This window comes from Flavobacterium endoglycinae (assembly GCF_017352115.1).
Taxonomy (GTDB): Bacteria; Bacteroidota; Bacteroidia; order Flavobacteriales; family Flavobacteriaceae; genus Flavobacterium; species Flavobacterium endoglycinae.
Window position 1 is genome coordinate 4452218 of record NZ_CP071448.1, and the last position, 17032, is coordinate 4469249.

Annotated in this window: 17 protein-coding genes; 9 read left to right on the forward strand and 8 right to left on the reverse strand. The window is 40.7% G+C overall.

Annotated features, from left to right (window positions below; genetic code table 11):
- The first annotated feature begins 123 nt into the window (after positions 1 to 123).
- From J0383_RS19560 to J0383_RS19580, 5 genes are all read left to right on the forward strand, one after another.
- Positions 124 to 396, forward strand: coding sequence for a VOC family protein (locus J0383_RS19560; protein WP_207295642.1), 273 nt, complete (start codon positions 124 to 126; stop codon positions 394 to 396).
- Between the two features lie 1056 nt (positions 397 to 1452).
- Positions 1453 to 1908, forward strand: a complete 456-nt coding sequence (locus tag J0383_RS19565; RefSeq protein ID WP_207295643.1) for a response regulator — start codon at positions 1453 to 1455, stop codon at positions 1906 to 1908.
- 87 nt (positions 1909 to 1995) lie between these two features.
- Positions 1996 to 4263, forward strand: a complete 2268-nt coding sequence (locus J0383_RS19570) for an ATP-binding protein (protein ID WP_207295644.1) — start codon at positions 1996 to 1998, stop codon at positions 4261 to 4263.
- A gap of 1043 nt (positions 4264 to 5306) precedes the next feature.
- The gene (locus J0383_RS19575) at positions 5307 to 5753 is read left to right on the forward strand and encodes a hypothetical protein (protein WP_207295645.1); all 447 of its coding nucleotides are present in this window, start codon (positions 5307 to 5309) and stop codon (positions 5751 to 5753) included.
- 303 nt (positions 5754 to 6056) lie between these two features.
- The gene (locus J0383_RS19580) at positions 6057 to 6530 is read left to right on the forward strand and encodes a response regulator (protein ID WP_207295646.1); all 474 of its coding nucleotides are present in this window, start codon (positions 6057 to 6059) and stop codon (positions 6528 to 6530) included.
- Between the two features lie 346 nt (positions 6531 to 6876).
- Here J0383_RS19580 and J0383_RS19585 read toward each other — a convergent pair whose 3' ends face one another.
- From J0383_RS19585 to J0383_RS19615, 7 genes are all read right to left on the reverse strand, one after another.
- Positions 6877 to 7338 (reverse strand): response regulator, encoded by a 462-nt coding sequence (locus J0383_RS19585; RefSeq protein WP_207295647.1) that lies wholly within the window; start codon positions 7336 to 7338, stop codon positions 6877 to 6879.
- A gap of 167 nt (positions 7339 to 7505) precedes the next feature.
- Positions 7506 to 7814: a DUF1214 domain-containing protein gene (locus J0383_RS23850; RefSeq protein WP_207298731.1), complete on the reverse strand. Its 309-nt coding sequence runs from the start codon at positions 7812 to 7814 to the stop codon at positions 7506 to 7508.
- 457 nt (positions 7815 to 8271) lie between these two features.
- Positions 8272 to 8520, reverse strand: coding sequence for a hypothetical protein (locus J0383_RS19595; RefSeq protein WP_207295648.1), 249 nt, complete (start codon positions 8518 to 8520; stop codon positions 8272 to 8274).
- A gap of 35 nt (positions 8521 to 8555) precedes the next feature.
- Positions 8556 to 9539, reverse strand: coding sequence for a UDP-3-O-(3-hydroxymyristoyl)glucosamine N-acyltransferase (gene lpxD / locus J0383_RS19600; RefSeq protein ID WP_207295649.1), 984 nt, complete (start codon positions 9537 to 9539; stop codon positions 8556 to 8558).
- Positions 9540 to 9866: 327 nt separating this feature from the next.
- Complete coding sequence (locus J0383_RS19605) at positions 9867 to 10172, reverse strand: RNA recognition motif domain-containing protein (RefSeq protein WP_207295650.1); 306 nt, start codon at positions 10170 to 10172, stop codon at positions 9867 to 9869.
- Between the two features lie 331 nt (positions 10173 to 10503).
- Positions 10504 to 10923, reverse strand: a complete 420-nt coding sequence (locus J0383_RS19610; protein WP_207295651.1) for a response regulator — start codon at positions 10921 to 10923, stop codon at positions 10504 to 10506.
- A 474-nt stretch (positions 10924 to 11397) separates the two neighbouring features.
- A complete protein-coding gene (locus J0383_RS19615) occupies positions 11398 to 11790 on the reverse strand; it encodes a single-stranded DNA-binding protein (protein WP_207295652.1) in 393 nt (130 codons plus the stop codon).
- A 260-nt stretch (positions 11791 to 12050) separates the two neighbouring features.
- On the opposite strand from J0383_RS19615, the gene J0383_RS23855 reads away from it, so the two are divergent.
- From J0383_RS23855 to xseB, 3 genes are read left to right on the forward strand one after another with little or no spacing between them, the layout of a single operon-like run.
- Positions 12051 to 12875 (forward strand): exodeoxyribonuclease VII large subunit, encoded by an 825-nt coding sequence (locus J0383_RS23855; RefSeq protein ID WP_394369529.1) that lies wholly within the window; start codon positions 12051 to 12053, stop codon positions 12873 to 12875.
- Entirely contained in the window at positions 12836 to 13534 is a 699-nt protein-coding gene (locus tag J0383_RS23860; protein WP_394369555.1) for an exodeoxyribonuclease VII large subunit, read from the forward strand. Before J0383_RS23855 ends, J0383_RS23860 begins: the two co-directional genes overlap by 40 nt.
- Positions 13509 to 13721, forward strand: coding sequence for an exodeoxyribonuclease VII small subunit (gene xseB, locus J0383_RS19625; protein WP_317196715.1), 213 nt, complete (start codon positions 13509 to 13511; stop codon positions 13719 to 13721). Before J0383_RS23860 ends, xseB begins: the two co-directional genes overlap by 26 nt.
- Before the next feature lie 12 nt (positions 13722 to 13733).
- Here xseB and J0383_RS19630 read toward each other — a convergent pair whose 3' ends face one another.
- Entirely contained in the window at positions 13734 to 16064 is a 2331-nt protein-coding gene (locus J0383_RS19630; protein WP_207295653.1) for an ATP-dependent helicase, read from the reverse strand.
- 219 nt (positions 16065 to 16283) lie between these two features.
- Between J0383_RS19630 and J0383_RS19635 the strand changes: the two genes are divergently transcribed.
- Positions 16284 to 17027, forward strand: coding sequence for a transporter (locus J0383_RS19635; RefSeq protein WP_207295654.1), 744 nt, complete (start codon positions 16284 to 16286; stop codon positions 17025 to 17027).
- Positions 17028 to 17032: the final 5 nt, after the last annotated feature.

The window sequence follows — 17032 nt, forward strand, 5'->3', positions numbered from 1 at the left end:
CTGTTTAAAAAACTTTAGATCCCAATGGCCTGCCTGCGCCAACATATTTGCAATAAAAGCCAATTTGTTAGTGCTCTTTGTTAATGATAGGGATATTTGCATTTTAATTCTAAATAAATTTTTATGTCAGCCAGTAATGAAAAGATTAAAAAAGTGCCGGACGGATACACATCTGTGACGCCATGGTTAATAACAAGGGATACTGAAAAGATGATATCATTTTTGCAGATGGTCTTTGATTCTTCAGAAATTCCAAACAGCAGAATCAAAAGTGAAGATGGGAAGATAATCCATGTCGTGGTAAAAACAGGGGACCGGCGGGGTTCGTCTGGAGGTTCTGTCCCAAATGATTTAGTTAATTACCATATACTTTTCAGGCAACCGCCGGCCGCCTAAGGACTCCCTTTTTTAGGGAGTTTTTTCGTTTGGTACAAGCATTCTGGATCTGCTAACTAAAATTGGAGTAAAAGTCAAGGTGTAATTTCTGCATCCATAACTTCTATAAAATTCATTATTAGTAGTAAAAAAATCTTAAAATTCCTTCTCTTTTGTGTGCGAATCTATCGTGATTCAGCAAAATTAAGAAAAAACTTCAACTAAATACAATTTCCTAATTTGGCAGAAGTGGCAGAAAACCTGAGAATAGAATTTAAGTGCCTTGTCCCGGGATAACTTTAGGGTAATTTGGTTATAGCCAACGCAGTTATCCACATTCATAAAGAGGTGGTGTGTTAGGTTATCCATAGTCTGTTCAGGTATGTACTGCTGGAATATATGTTCTTCCTTAATCCTTTAAATATTAATTCAAACTCTATTTTTCTGTGTTCTAGAATCTTGCGATAATCTTGTTCCAGCTCAGGCAAATCTTTAAAACTTTCAAGAAAGCTGATAAAGATAAACCGGTATTGAAGGCCTGTAAATATTCCAGCTGAAATTATAAAGACTGCCTTACCGCGTACAATTCTTATTTGGCAGTATATTAATTTAGCGATCTGGAGAAGTATCTAAAAAAATGATCAAAGTAATGATTAGTCATAGAAATTACAAACCATGAAGTCCAACTTAATAGTAAAAATAGATTTTTTTCTTCTGAAATTTACAAGCCGGTTTTACATTTGAGATATTTATCACTGACCGATTATTTAAATTATATAATATAAAGCATGTAATACGTAAAACAGCAGGCTTAAAAAATGTATAATTTTGTGTGTGTTTACAAATTATCTTTGGCATGCTCGTTAACATTAATTAATTAGCATTGAAAAGTGCTTTATTATAGCCATACTTGGCTTTGCTGGCTCGTAAACACACTTACTAAATAGCAAACGGATTAAATTTGTTTACTTATATACAAGTTGAAATGTAATATTTGGTATATTTTGAAAAGTAATTTGCAAATATTAATGAATCTTTTTGATCGTATGGAAAAGGTTTGGCGCAATATATATAGTTATGAATAAAAAAATAATTTTACTGGTGGACGATGACTATGATGATTTGGAATTTTTCAAGTGGGCTATGGCAGGAACAGAAGAAACTTTTTCACTTAAATTTGTTGACAGCGGTGATGCTGCACTTCGTCTGCTTTCCGGCTTGGAGCAACTGCCGGATTTAATACTGCTGGATGCGGGTATGCCGAAAATGAATGGCTGGGAATTATTAAAGCAGATCAAAATGGATCATAGATTTACCAAAGTGCCTATCATTATGATGGCAACTTCCTCTCGAAGGCAGGGGATCGAACAGGCCAAACTACTGGGCGCTAAGGCATACATAATCAAGCCTTCTGACTTTCAAGAGTTGAAATCAATAATGAATCAGCTTTGCATCGGTATACAGACTAATCTTGATAATACAATTGCGAGTCTGCGCTGTAACCTTCCAGAGAATATTTACAATTTTAATTAGTCTTTAATTAAAAATGAATATTTTATAAGACCGAGTGTAAATCTTCCTGCTTAAAAACAGCCACTCACAAAATTTTAATTCCAAATAATGAATATTAAAGATATAGTTAACCGAGATCTGGTAACATTAACCAATTGCGATCAGGAGCCCATACATATTCCCGGGAAGATACAGCCCCACGGTTTTTTGCTGGGACTCACCAATAGCTGGACAATAGACTATTGCACAGATAATATTTCCTTTTTCATTAATTTAAGCCACATCGAGGCTCTGGGTAATAAATTTGAATCTGTTTTTGGGAGCAGGGCGCAGGAACTGCTTTTCAATTATATAAATTCGGATACGGTACAAGACGTATTTCCTCTTGAAATAGAGCTGCTGGATAAAAAATTTCAGGTCAATGTCCACAAAAGTCATGATATATATGTTCTCGAAGCTGAACCTCAGTTTGACAGACAAATTCTGGGGGACGTTTATACCCAGACCATTCAGTTTGTAACCCAGATGAACAGCACCAAATCATTGAAAGATCTATGTGCTCTGGTCGCAGAAGGCACCCGTGAAATAACAGGCTATGACCGTGTTATGATTTATCGCTTTGACGAGCAGTATAACGGGGAGGTATATGCAGAAAGCTGCAGAAAAGACCTTGAGCCGTTTTTTGGACTGCATTATCCTCATACAGATATTCCGGTTCAGGCCAGGGAATTGTACATAAGGAACCAGATGAGATTAATTGTTGATATTAATTATGAGGCTGTTCCTATTTTTACTGTAGACGACAAATTAGATAAAAACCTTGATTTAAGCCTGTCCGTTTTAAGAAGTACATCTCCCATCCATGTACAGTATCTTAAAAACATGGGGGTTGGTGCCACACTTACGATTTCTCTTCTTCATCATGGCCGTCTATGGGGACTGATTGCCTGCCATCATTATTCAAAAAAAAATATCTCACCTGCAGTAAGGCTGGCGGCTAAACTGCAGGGGCAGTTTATTACTTCCCAGATAGATATAAGGGAGTCCAATGACGAAAATCTTGATGCAAGGAAAACCATTGAGGCTTTGGAGCATATAACAGCGATTGATCTGCCTTTGGCAGAGAACTCACTTGAAACTGTTATTGAGCTTCCCGAATTGCTTGCTCTCTGCAATGCTGCAGGTGTTTCGATCCTATTCAGAAATAAAATCTACAAAAATGGACTAACGCCAGAAGATCACCATATTGTTGCTTTTGCGGCGCTGGTTGAACAAAGGAAGTCCGATGATTTTTATGTAACAAGAAATGTAGGTGACCAGTTTCCTGAACTGGAAAACTCTCCTGATTTTGCAGGAGCGATTTATCATTCGCTTGGAGGGTCAAATCATATTATTTGGTATAGACCCGAAACTATCTCCGAAATCAACTGGGCAGGTGATCCCGAAAAAAGCATAGTTAAGGACCAACACGGTCTGCATCCTCGAAATTCATTTAACAGCTGGAAACAGATTGTCAAAGGCCACAGTAGTATCTGGAAAAAGTACGAACTGAATTCAGCGGCAAAATTTGCGCACTCCCTTCATAAGAATTTGATCATGATATTGTTAAGTGAAGAGGAAGAAAAATACAGGCGTCAAAGCGAGGTTTTGCGAGAGACTAATTCTGAACTGGAAAATATAAACTGGATCAGCACGCATGATCTGCAGGAGCCTCTGAGAAAAATACAGATGATTACCTCAAAGCTGCTTGCTGACAAACGATTATCATCTTCAGACCCTGAGATTGATTCGCTTGAACGCGTTTCAAAATCTGCAACAAGAATGCGAGAGCTGCTTCAGGATATTTTGAAATACACCCGTATTAAAAATACAAGGGAGGCTGCCGAAAAAATAGATCTTAATTTAATTTTTGAATCTGCAGCAGAGGAATGCAGCGAGCTGATAGAGCAAAAAAATGCCGTTATCCACTGCGAGCAGCTTCCGGAAGTCAGTGCTATAGGTTTTTTAATGAAGCAGTTATTTTTAAATATCATCCAAAATTCATTAAAGTATGCGTCGCTGGACCGCTCGCCAGTCATAACAATTACAGCTTCTCAGGAGCCTGTGATAATAAAAGATCGTTTCAATGTATATTGCCACTGGGTTAAATTTTCAGATAATGGAATAGGTTTTGACCAAATGTACTCAGAATCCATATTTAAAGTGTTCACAAGACTTCATAATCAGCAGGAATACAGCGGTTCGGGAATCGGTCTGGCATTATGTAAAAAAATAATGCAGTCACTGGGAGGCAGCATTTCGGCCGAAGGAGCAGTGGGTGAAGGCGCGTCCATTACCATTTATTTCCCATGTGATCCTGATGATACTCTAATTTAACACTTGATGGATAAACAGGGATGTGTTGATCAAAATTAATATAGAGATAAAGTTGTAAAATTCTCTCGTTGAATGATTAAATGATCTTTGAAATTAGTCTCTGGCTTTCTGGGGAAATTTTTGCAAAAATCAATTTTTAAAAGAATAAGCATTTCCAAGAGATTGCAGAATTGTCCGGAAATCAGACATGTATTGGGATAGGTCAGTTTTCAGAGGAATACAAGATAAAAAATAGAATTTTTGTTCCCATGATTGTTTGTATTAACATTTCTTATCGATTGCCGCTATGATAATTACAGTAGCGGCTCATATCTTAAATTTATGAACTTTTAAGATGTTCGGAGTATTAATGTTTCGAACTTAGATGTTTAAGAAGTTCTAATTCGGTGTTTTAGTTAATTTCTAATATTTAAGTGTGATGATTTTGCAGCCAATTCATATTACCATTAATACAAAATAATATTTTACCAACATCTGGTATACAGTTTCGAACCTAAGCTTGTACGGATTTTATTTTACTGCATTTCTGCTTTTTAAAATGCGATGTGCCACAAATCTGCCATTAAAATTGAGCAGTTTTCAAGATGATAAAATAAATTTCTAATTAATAAGTTTGTTGAAAAACTGGAATGTAAACAGGGAGTAATGTGTTGATTTTTAACTGATTAAATATTTTTTTTTTAGATCCGAAAACTTTTGAGATCTAATAGTAGACAAATCTTTAATTTAGTAGTCTTTTTACTCCTTATTTTGCAGATTTATTTGTACCTTTTTTGTGTCATTGTTTTGTAATGTACCGTTATATATAGGTTTGTTACTTTGTTTAACTGCGCAGAATAAATGCGTACTTCTTGCATAGCTTTGAATTGTTATAAGATAAATATTTTATGATCGATTTTATAAATTATAAAAACACAGTATTATGAACAGATCAATTACATTTATGGAAAAGCTATCCGCTGGATATTCACTTGCTGACCTTGGATACGTGATAAGGGAAGACAGCAGGACTATCAAATAAAAAGCGTGAGATTGGAAAAGCAATGGACGGATCAATTGACAGAAGCTTAAATGCACATAGGCTTTTTTCTGAAGGAAAAATTGATTATGATGATTATTTTATGATAAAAGAAAACTGTAAAGCTTATTTGAAAAAATATGCTTCGGAATTGCGTGAGCTGGCCTTAAATGCAGGGTCAGGGATTTATGCAAAGAATGCAGGTGATAGTATATTCCATCGCTTAGCAGAGGTCTACGAGCTGTCAGATGTATTAGTGAAACAAAGAATTGCGAGGCTGTTTTTTCCTGAAAAAGTAATTGCTGACGCAAATATTTTCAATATGCTTCCAGAATTTATAAAAAAAATATTCGGGTTAGAATCACTTAAAGATAGCCCAATGAAAGATCGGGATTTTAATGAGGAGATGATAAATAATTTTCTAAATGAGATTGCATTGTTAGCCTTTGAGCAGCAGTTGAAAACAAATTAAGAGAATGTATATAATGAGGAGAACAAAATATTTGATTTAAATTGGAAGCCGTAAAATTTGGCAGAAATGGCGTCAAATCAGTGTTTGATTCTTTTGAACGTAAATTCGTACTAGTAAATTACATAATTCCCATTTTTAGCATGGAAATTGTCAAACTATTTTACTTTTAATTTTTTCGTAATTATGATAGAACTATCTTTAAACATTATTAACCGGATAACGAATGTAATTCCATTTTTTAAAAATTTACAAAGGATTATAGAAATATAAGCGGCTGCGGATTCTTAGATTATAGTTTTATGTTTGCCTGACAAACTAAATATAATGCACGAGCCTGAAAATTCCAAAAAGGTTGTATGTATTGCTGACCATGATGAGGACGACCGAATGCTGCTCCATGAGGCATTACTTAGCCTAAATCAGCCATGTGAGATTCTAGAGATCAGCACAAGAGACCAGCTTACAGACCAGTTATCTAAATTGTCTGATATTTTTCCTGATTTTATTTTTCTTAATACCGGTATGACTGGCATAGAGATGGTTCATTGCATTGAAACGATCAGGAAGGAAACCGGATCAGGCATGAAAGCAAAGATCATTATTTATTCCACTGACAGCGATAGGTCCAGCATCGAAAAAGCATTTGAACTGGGAGCAGATTTTTATGCTGTCAAGCCGAGTAATTATAAAGATCTTAAAAAGCTTGCAGGAACTGTAATAGAAATGGAATGGGAGACTTCTGAGGAAGAAAGCAGGATATTTCACATTGGATTTTAATATTTAGGCATGCTGTCTTATTTCTATCGCACACACGCTTTTTTCAGTCTTCTAATGTTATATTATGCTTGGCTTTATAGACGATTTTGAATATCGGCAGAAAATTTGCAGGAAGATAGATGCACGGAAGAAAATTATGCGGCAACATTCTTCATAAAATTTTGACTGGCAGATTTTGCGTAAATCTGTCTTGGCTTTTGTGGCGTAAATGTTTAAAATCCATTATTATTTTGTGATGAATAAATTCGACTTTTCTTGGATTAATGAAAAAATTGGATAGCACACAGTATGATACTTGGAGTGCCTAATTAATTTTCCGCCATTTTTTAGTGACCCAAAGGAGTCTTTATATCTTGACGTGAAAATTTTCAAAAGCTGGCTGGAGATTATCGGACTGCGACACTAAAGATAATGCTTTTTTTATAAGAATAGGAAGATGGCTGTATACAACTGGTTTTGTGATAAAATAATTTGCCCCAAGGGAATACATTTTTTCGATATCCGCAGTATTGCTGCTGGTGCTGAAAACAATAATGATATGCTTTTTTAAGGCATCCGAATTTCTGATTTTTATAAGACATTCCTCTCCAGACATAATAGGCATATTAAGATCTAGGAAGACCAGCTCTGATTTAGGAGTTTGGGGATTTTCAAGAAGACTGATCAATTTGGCTCCATCATGCATAATGGAGAGTTTCATATCAGGAAATTGGTCCCTGACTGCTTCGGCAAAAAAGTCGCAGTCATCGATATCGTCGTCTGCCAGCAAAATGTGATTAAATAACCTTTGGGTCATATTTTTTTGCATTAATTCAACATAAATCAAATGTACGGCTTTTCAAGTCAATTGCAAAATACGGATTTACTGGAGCAGTGCATATTTCTAACTGCATAAAACCGTATTTCGCGGAAATGCAACAGCTATAGGAAAATAGGATTTAATTTCTTACATAATTCCCATGTTTGACATGGGAATTATGTAAGTTTTGTTAAATTATAAATTTTTGAGAGTAGTCTGCTATAAAAAAGGATAGTAATAAAAATACTTACTCCAAATATCGTTAATGACATCAGGCTTTGGACCATAAATTCGGGTAACAAACATGAATTTTTCATTTTTTGAGTGGGAAGCCAATTGCTTTCTTTATCCTTTCCCAGTGAGGTACTCTGTAGGTAGATAATCAAATCCCCGTTGGCTTCATATTTCAGCCCTTTGGTTTTATTAATGATAGAGTATCGGTCAATTGTATTTGGAACCATAAAACGTTCTGGGGGCTTATACATTGTAATGCTCCAGAAATATTTTGCTTCAGAAGGTTCTTTTTGGATATAGATCCTATTTTATGTTAAGGAGAGCTCATCTTTTTTGGCATTGCATCTTACCGTGGTATACAAGCCGGGGGTACAAGCCGGGGGCGGTCATCTTAGTAGTTTTTTATCAGTGTTTCAGCTGAAGACTTCTATATCATAGTTTATTATGCATGATTGTAAATGCTATCTAGCGGTATAATCAATACTAAAGAATTGCAGATATATTTATATCATCTTTAAGATAATAATATATTTTATTTCGGATCTTCCTTCTCTTTTGGGATGATTTTTTACATTTTTTTGATTTAATGCTGCGCTGCAGTTCAAAAACTAATATATCATTTGCAAGAATGGATATGCCCAGAGAGTTTGTAGCTCAGTGCCCCAGACATCAACTACGCCGGCAGTTCATACAGGCAGTATGCCGTATCTAGTTCTTTCCCGGAGCAGATCGTATTTTTGGTTCTTTGGGCAGTATTTTCTGGTGGCTTTCTTTGACCGTGCGGCTTTCAGAGGCCATAGATGTGAAATGCCCATGTTCATCCACGTAGATAATCATGCTCTGAAAGCCTTTGCCTTTGAGGTTGTTTGTTTTTCTTTCCAGCTTCCTGAGTGCTTTCTGCTTTTTGAGAACAGCTTTTTTCTTGTTATTTTCTTTTTTAAAAAATGAGTCGGCCATATTTGACTTCAGTATTAAATTAAACAATTGAATTACTATTTTTTTTCTTTGATCGATGCCCAGTGTTTCAAAGTAACAGTAGCTTTAAGAGCAGGATATCCTAATACGGTATCACCTGCGCAGACATCGGAGATCACTCCCGATCCTCCGCCGACGGTAGCTCCGTCTCCAATTGTGACATGGTCCTTAATGCTGCTTCCCCCTCCGATGACCACTCCTCTGCCAAGTTTCACAGAACCTGCAAGTCCGCTGTTTCCTGCGATGATGCAGTGTTCGCCTACAATGCAGTTATGCCCGATCTGTACCAGATTATCGATTTTACAGCTGTTTCCAATAACAGTTGAAGCGAATTTTGCGCGGTCTATGCAGACTGCTGCACCGATTTCTACATCATCACCGATAACAACATTTCCGATATGGGGGACCTTTACGAGTCCTTCAACAGGACACTTCACAAAACCAAACCCGTCGGCACCGATAACAGCATTGGAATGTATGATTGTCCTTAGGCCGATGCGACAGTTTTCACGTATGACAGTCCCAGGCCATATAACAGTTCCAGAACCAATAAAACAGCCGTCAAGCACGGTAACGTTAGGATAAATAGTGACATTATGTTCCAGTATGCATCCTGCGCCTACGTATACGCCGGCTCCTATTTTTGTTTGACTGCCTATTTCAGCGGACTTATGAATTACTGCAGAGTGATGGATGTTGTTTTCAAACCTAACAGCCACAGGCCTGAAAAGTTCAAGCACTCGGCACATAGCCAGCTCAACACTGTCTACTTTGATCAGTGCCCTGCCGGGGCCGGGGTCTAGTACGCTGTTCTTATCCACAACAGCAACAAGAGCTTTGGATTTCGGCCAAAGCCTTTCAAATTTTTTGTTTCCTAGAAAAGTAATCTGATATGGCTGGGCGGTTTCAGGGCTCCCCGCAGAGGATACCATTGCCGACGTTTTGCCGTCAGTTATGCCATGAAGATGTGTGCAGATCTCATGTACTGAAAATTTTTTCATGTAAATATGATTATTATGTATGGCAGTATGTTAAATTTATAATTTAGGTGGCAACCGCCATACAATTGATGATTATAAAAAAGCAGCAGCAGTTGTACCTGATGCCTTTCGCAGGTAGGTTTTCAGCTCTGATTTTAAAAAAAAGATAATTCCTGTTATAAAAAAAAGGTAAAGTTTAATTCTATGCCTGCTAGAAGCATTATGATTTATTGGTTTCAGATTAGTGTCTGAAGCAAAGAAATTTATTATAGTAATAACGAGCCATTATGCATCAGCTCTATGTAGATTTGGCCGCTGGTCTGATCAGAGCATTGCCAGAGACAGCAGCTATCTTCTTCTGTCCTTAGAGTAATTTGATGCGCCTCTGCTGGGGCTGTAGTCCAAAACATCAGGCTTAGGTCGGGCTTCGTTTACCACTACAGTCTGGCTGTCCAGTTTGGAGTTGTTCAGCCCTTTTATTGCTTTTTCAGCATCAGATTGGTCAGGCATTTCAACAAAACCGAAGCATTTTGAGCGGCCTGTAAACGGATCCATAATTATTTTTACAGAGGTTACTGTTCCATAAGATGCGAAAGCGTCGCGCACCTGATCCTCCGAGGTTGCAAACCCCAGTTTTGCTACAAAGATATTCATAATGTAAAATGTTTTAAAAATTAAGGCGGCTGTATGCCTAAACTGAAGAGTAAGGGAGGACAAATTTTACAAGATGGACAGATCTGCTTATCAGAGTGAGCATTGGCAGAATACCAATTACAGCAAAGATAGCATTATATATTTTATCGCAGGCATGTTATTAAAAAAAGTTTGGTAAAAAAAAACTGAAAATCAATAATTTAATTCTGTGATCCTAAGTTTTACGATGTATTTACTTTAATCTTTACAACTGTATTACGTTATTATCCGCTTTATGAATAAACCAATTTTTTGCCTCCGTCATTATTTTTCCATACTTATAGTGGTTGCTTTAAAAGATTATGTCTTTTTTTAGAACTGATTTTATTGCTTCCAAAAGTTCATGCTGCTTAAAAGGTTTAGGCACATAGCCGTTCATGCCGGCATCCAGGCATCGGTGCAGTTCTCCTGCCAGGGAATGTGCAGTCATGGCGATAATAGGGATAGGGTTATTCATTTCTTTTCTTATATATTTAGTCGTCTTGTAGCCATCCTGAATAGGCATCTGCAGATCCATAAGCATCAGGTCATATTCTCCGTGCGCTAGCATTTCTATGCCCTGGCTTCCGTTTTCGGCTATATCTATTTTAAATCCGAATCCTTCAATTACGTTCTGTGCCAGTTTCTGGTTGAGGTAGTTGTCCTCACAAAGCAGTATGCTGAGCCTGCCAAGATCATTGAAGAGTTTCGCTTCAGGCGGGCTGGTTTCCAAGACTGCTTTTTTATAAGATAATGTGAAGTAAAAATACGTTTGATGCCAGTTTAATCGTTAAATACAAAATTCCAATAATAACGGCACGAATCATTATCTGGTGTTTCTTATAGTCGAAGACCGAAAAATATTGATAATTGAAAATTATTACATAAAAAATGGTTAGTACAGCCAGAAAATTATTCAGTGAAAGGAGAAAATCCCTATTGTCAGTAAAGATCATAACCAATTGCATAAAAGCACTGATTGTTAAGATTCCATACAACAAAAACAAATTGAGTACTAAGTTCTCTGTAAAATTTTGTCTGCTTTTTTTAAAAAGTAAATAACTGGCTAAAGCCATAGTGGGTGATGCTTTTAAGTATTATCCCATTAAAGGCATCGCTTACACGATACCCGCTGTAATTTGATTTTTTTAAGGCTTCCATGATATAGTATTTAGGCGTGTATACAATTTTAAATGGCTTGAATGGTCTAGAACGGCAGGTCGTCAGGGTCGTTTGATGCCTGCTGTTTTTTGGGAGCTTTTGCAGGCACAGGCTTAGTATCATCAGCGCGGGCAAATACGAGTATCTTGATGTCCGAGGTATGAAAGGTCAATGAACCGTGCGCCTGCGAGTCATTTCCGATATAGACATTCATCCCGATGCGCCCGAAAAGCTGCACGAGTGTTCCTTTTTTGAGCCACTGCGCCAATCCTGCGCTGAGCCAGTAGGAGCAGTCGATATAGGTTACAATCTTTTTTACCTCCGTGCTTCCTTTGGGTCTGTAGCTGTCATTGACCGCAATGGAGAAGTTTACCACCTCACGGTTTTCCTTTACCTTAAAAATTGAGGCATCCTTTACAATTCTTCCTGTGATTTCCATGATTCTGATTTTTAGATGAATACTTGTTACCATTTCTTTTCCCATGCCCCGCACTAAAATTTTTCAAAAGAAAAAACGGGAAAAAAGAAAGCAGAAGAACAGTGTCCGATACCGAGCCGGAGTGCTATAAGTCCCGAAGGGCGGCGGAGCCGTTATGCGCATGCAGGGGAGGGCGGGCACTACTTTGGCTGCCCTTTTAACCCGTTTTGAATTGAAAAGTTCTTCCCCTGATTTTTATGCATTTGAGATTCCGATGCAGAATGGCTACCTTAGCAGTCAGCAAAAAACAGGCAGCAGGCTTTAAAAGGATGGAACCCCAGCAGTATATCAGACTCTCACAGCTCAACGACCAGATCCATGACGCGATCCATTCGCGCTTCAGGGGAGAGACGTATTGGGTGGTGGCTGATATCACCAGCCATTCCTTCAAGGCCGACAAAAAGATCCATTACTTCGAGCTGGTGGAGAAAGCGGAAAAGAACAGCGCCATAACGGCCAAGATCATGGGAAAGGCATGGGGAGAGGGAGCGGTGCACCTGTCGGACTTCGAGAAGAAGACCGGACAGCGCTTCACCAACAACCTGCATGTGCTGGTAAAGGTCAGCGTGGATTATCATCCGCTGTATGGGCTGTCAGTAAACGTGCTGGATATCGATGTGAATTTCACGCTCGGGGTCCTGGAGCAGCAGCGCAATGCCACCCTAGCACGGCTTGTGGCGGAAAACGATTTTATCATCAAAACGGCGGAAGGGTATTCCACGCTCAACAGCCGCCTGAAGCTGCCCCTTGCCATACAGCGGGTGGCTGTGATATCGGCAAGCAATTCTGCCGGGAATGAGGACTTCCGGCATACCCTTGAGCATAATAATTTCGGGTATGCTTTCCAGATTGACGACTATCATACCATAGTGCAGGGGGACAACAACGCCAGACTGTTCCTAAACAAGCTTATTGAAGTGTTCAATACAGGAATTCCCTATGACGCCGTTGTCATCACAAGGGCGGAGGCGCGCAGTCGGACTTCCTTATTTTCGACAACTATCAGATCGGACGGGCGGTTGCCAAGTTTCCCATTCCAATTATAACGGGCATCGGACACCAGAAGAATGTGAGCATCACCGATATGATGGCCCATACCCATACCAAGACCCCGACCAAGGCGGCAGAGTTCATCATTGCCCATAACCGCAGTTTTGAAACGGGTCTGCTGTCGCTGCAGCAGCATATCGTAATCAAATCCCAGCAGCTTCTGCTGCGTCATTCCAAAGCGCTTGAAGAGCAGAAGCGGACTATTTCAAGAAATGCAAGGGAGCTTCTCTCCCTCTACAGGCAGCAGCTGGCCACAGCCAATCAGAGCATTGCATCGGACGCGAAAGACATCCTGCACGGGCATCAGAAAAAGCTTTCGCTGAAAGCCCAGATGGCCACGCAGGGATCAAACAGTCTCTTGCGCCGCAAGAGAAGCGATATCGATTATCTGGCCGAAAACCTAAAGCGCTTTACGTCAGGCTATCTGAAAGGCAGGACGCTTCATCTGGAGCATATGGATAAAAGCATAAAACTGATGTCCCCGCAGCATATCCTAAAGAAGGGATATGCGATCGTAAAAGCGAATGGCAAGATTGCAGGGACTGCCGAGAATATAAAAATAGGAGAGGATATTGAGGTGATCCTCCACGATACCCTGCTTAAAAGCACCGTTAAAGAAAAAATACAATATGATGGAAGAGACACTGACGTATGAATCGGCATGGAATGAGCTTTCTGCCATTTCAAAGGAAATTGAAAACGAGACCATTTCGGTGGACGAGCTTGCCTCCAAAGTAAAAAGGGCATCGGAGCTCATTGCCTTCTGCCAGGGCAGGCTCAAGGCTGCCGAGACAGAAGTGAGCAGGATTATAGACGGTATGGAGAACCAAAAAGAAGGATAAAGATCTGTTCTTTTATTCAGGCCATTTTCCATCTATAAAATCATTTTTGCCAGAGGAATGGTCCGGGTTTTCATCTTCGAAAATATCAGAGGGCGTATTTGAATGTAGAGATTCTGCAAAAGGATCGGGAGCTGATTTCAGGCCTTCATGAATATTCAGGAATTCAGAAGGAGAGACGGAGTTTTCTTCAGAATCTGATGCGGGCTCCAGAAAGCGGAATGCAAAATCTATGGGCTTTTCCCTGTCCATTTCAAAAAAGTGCACGATGTACTGGTTTTTCTCCCTGTCCACAGCCTGGACCTTTCCTTTGTTCCATACGGGATGCATCACCAGATCGCCTGCTTTGAAAGCGGTGTCTGAACTGCCTGACAAGGATGCAGCAGTTGCCTGGGAAGCCTGAAGGATTTCAGGGGACAGCTTTCCTTTGCGCACATAAAATTCCTCCTTGATCTCAAAGAGGAACCTTGAAGGGTATTTGTTCAGGCCGGTGGTGAAGTTGAAGCCTTCCGAGTCGGTCATGTAGAACCGCTTCTCGGCGCGCGTGACCGCGACATACATTAGTCTTCTTTCCTCTTCGATGGCCCGCTTTCTCCGTTCCTTGATCGATAGCGCGCTCGGCAGCACCCCTTCGGTGAAACCGCACAGGAATACATATGGGAATTCCAGGCCTTTGGAGATGTGGATGGTCATCAGGCGCACCTTGTCCTGATTTTCGGTATCCTTGTCCATATCGGTGTAAAGCGCTATTTCCTGCAGGTATTCCACAATGTTGACCGGTCCGTTGTTCTCTTTTTCCAGAAGCATCATCGAGCTTACCAGCTCCTTGATGTTCTCAAGCCTGTCGTCATCGCCGTCCTTGCGGTAGAGTTCAGAAAGCCCGCTTTTATCGAGTATGATCTTCACCAGGTCTGAGATCGAATTGCTTTGGGCATCTATTTTCAGATCTGCCACCAGAGAAAGGAAATCAGCAGCGCCTTTTTTGTTCAGTTCTTTGTCTTCTATATTGTTCTGCAAAGCCTGAAGCAGCGAAAGATTCTGTTCATTGGCCAGAAGGCTCAGCTTTTCCAGAAACTTCTTTCCAAGCCCCCTTGCCGGATGGTTGAACATGCGCAGGAAGGAGAAGTTGTCCCCCTGCACGATAAGCCTTAGAAAAGAGAGCACATCCTTGATTTCCCTGCGCTCAAAGAAACGCACCCCTCCAAAAATGGCGTAGGGGATGTTTTCCTTGATCAGGGCCTGCTCTATATTTCTTGAGAGATGGTTGGAGCGGTATAAAATGGTAATATCCGAATAGGCGGCGTTTTCCGTTTTCAGGATTTCCTTTATTTCGGAAGCCACCCAGAGGGTCTCCTCAAAATCATTCTTGCCGTGGAAATGCACCACTTCTACGCCTTCGGGATTGTCGGTCACCATATCCTTGTCCACCCTGACGGTGTTGTTTTTGATAATGTGGTTGCCGACCTTCAGGATATTGGGCGTCGAGCGGTAGTTCTGGTTCATGATGATGGTCTTCGTACCTGGAAACATCTGGTCGAATTCTACCAGATATTCGGGTTTTGCCCCCCGCCACTCGTAGATGGTCTGGTCGGGATCGCCTACCAGAAAAAGGTTCTGGTGTACGCGTGAGAGCATTTCCACCAGATGGAACTGGTTGTCGGAGCTGTCCTGCGCCTCATCCACCTGTATGTAGTGCAGCATTTGCTGCCACTTTAAAAGCACATCGGGATTGCTGTCGAGGATGAAAGCTGTAAAATGGATCAGATCGTCAAAGTCCAGCGCATAGTTGCGCTTCTGCTTGTCGAGGTACTTTTGATATACCTGGCTGGAAAGCGAATCCTTTTGATCGGGAGTAAAACTTTTGTTCTCCAGCATATAGGCCAGATAGTCCGAGGTGCTCTTCTGTTTGGATATGAATCGCAGCACCTGTTTGAAGGTCAGGTTTTTGGAATTGATGTCCAGTTCGGTGAACACCTCCCTTAGTATGGTTTTCTGGTCCTCGGCATCCAGTATGATAAAATTCTTAGGATAGTGGATTTTGTTGATCTCCTCGCGCAGGAAGCGCACGCAGAATCCATGATAGGTGGTGATAAAACTCACATCATACAGATCCCCGATCAGCGCCTTGACGCGTTTTTTCATTTCCTGCGCGGCCTTGTTGGTGAAGGTCACGCAGAGGATATTGGAAGAGTTGATGCCCAGCCTGTCTACAATGTAGGCAAACCGGGAGGTAAGCGCCTTTGTTTTTCCGGAGCCTGCGCCGGCAATGACACGCACATAGCCTTCGGTAGTCTTGACTGCCTGAAGCTGGTTGGGATTTAGATTTTCTAATATTGGATCACTCATGTTTAAATATTTAGGGCGGAGCGCCTGGGCTGATCAGGGTTCAGGATCCCAGATCATGGACCCTATTGCAGAACAATTCTGCCTGCCGTGGCAGATGCAAATTTAGGCAATAAATCGCAAGGGAGCATTGTCTTATAATTATGTAAGGCGGCTTGCTGATGATATAAGCTCAATCGGATTTTGTTATCGAGATTTGCTGTTCAAATTTAAATGCAGTTTATGAAAAATATAGTATGTCTTTTTTTCCTGCTGCTGGCATGCTTCTGCGGCACAGCTCAGCAGAACATACAGACCGACCGTCCTGACCAGACAGAGAATACGGCGCTGGTGCCCAAAGGAAGATTCCAGTTTGAGAGCGGTGTCAAGCACGAGCAGGCTTCTTCGGATGAACTGGAGGTTGAGCTGCCGGAATTCCTGGCCAGATACGGACTCTCCAAAAGAGTCGAGCTCCGCCTGCAGGGCCAGTTTATGTATGAAAAGGCCGATCGGGAAACTTTTGGCCTGCATGAGCTTCATGCCGGTGCCAAGATTAAAATCCTTTCTGAAAAGAACGGATTTCCAGCGGTGTCCCTGATGGGCCAGCTGCAGATCCCCGGCATTGAGGCCGGCTCATTCCAGACACATCATGCTGCGCCCGAAGTGCGGGTGCTGCTGCGTAATACCCTTTCTAAAAAAGTGGACCTTGGATATAATGCAGGGGTGAGATGGGATGCCAATACAATGCAGGCATCCTACAGCTACACGTTTTCGCCCAATATCAAGCTTTCTGACCAGCTGCATGCCTTTGTGGAAAGCTTTGGTGATTTCCCGGTCTCGCGCCATGGGCACCAGTGGGCTGACGGCGGTATGGCACTGCGTCTGGGAAGCGATCTGCAGCTTGATTTTTCACTGGGAATGGAGCTTACCAAAACAGAAGGGTATCATCATTTTTTTGAATCCGTGGGCGTTTCATTCCGTATCTAATGCGT

Excerpts from the sequence above, each read along its gene's own strand:
- J0383_RS19560 (WP_207295642.1), top strand. The coding sequence starts at position 124 with ATGTCAGCCAGTAATGAAAAGATTAAAAAAGTGCCGGACGGATACACA.
- J0383_RS19565 (WP_207295643.1), top strand. The coding sequence starts at position 1,453 with ATGAATAAAAAAATAATTTTACTGGTGGACGATGACTATGATGATTTG.
- J0383_RS19570 (WP_207295644.1), top strand. The coding sequence starts at position 1,996 with ATGAATATTAAAGATATAGTTAACCGAGATCTGGTAACATTAACCAAT.
- J0383_RS19575 (WP_207295645.1), top strand. The coding sequence starts at position 5,307 with ATGGACGGATCAATTGACAGAAGCTTAAATGCACATAGGCTTTTTTCT.
- J0383_RS19585 (WP_207295647.1), bottom strand. The coding sequence starts at position 7,338 with ATGCAAAAAAATATGACCCAAAGGTTATTTAATCACATTTTGCTGGCA.
- J0383_RS23850 (WP_207298731.1), bottom strand. The coding sequence starts at position 7,814 with ATGTATAAGCCCCCAGAACGTTTTATGGTTCCAAATACAATTGACCGA.
- J0383_RS19595 (WP_207295648.1), bottom strand. The coding sequence starts at position 8,520 with ATGGCCGACTCATTTTTTAAAAAAGAAAATAACAAGAAAAAAGCTGTT.
- lpxD (WP_207295649.1), bottom strand. The coding sequence starts at position 9,539 with ATGAAAAAATTTTCAGTACATGAGATCTGCACACATCTTCATGGCATA.
- J0383_RS19605 (WP_207295650.1), bottom strand. The coding sequence starts at position 10,172 with ATGAATATCTTTGTAGCAAAACTGGGGTTTGCAACCTCGGAGGATCAG.
- J0383_RS19615 (WP_207295652.1), bottom strand. The coding sequence starts at position 11,790 with ATGGAAATCACAGGAAGAATTGTAAAGGATGCCTCAATTTTTAAGGTA.
- J0383_RS23855 (WP_394369529.1), top strand. The coding sequence starts at position 12,051 with ATGGCTACCTTAGCAGTCAGCAAAAAACAGGCAGCAGGCTTTAAAAGG.
- xseB (WP_317196715.1), top strand. The coding sequence starts at position 13,509 with ATGATGGAAGAGACACTGACGTATGAATCGGCATGGAATGAGCTTTCT.
- J0383_RS19630 (WP_207295653.1), bottom strand. The coding sequence starts at position 16,064 with ATGAGTGATCCAATATTAGAAAATCTAAATCCCAACCAGCTTCAGGCA.
- J0383_RS19635 (WP_207295654.1), top strand. The coding sequence starts at position 16,284 with ATGAAAAATATAGTATGTCTTTTTTTCCTGCTGCTGGCATGCTTCTGC.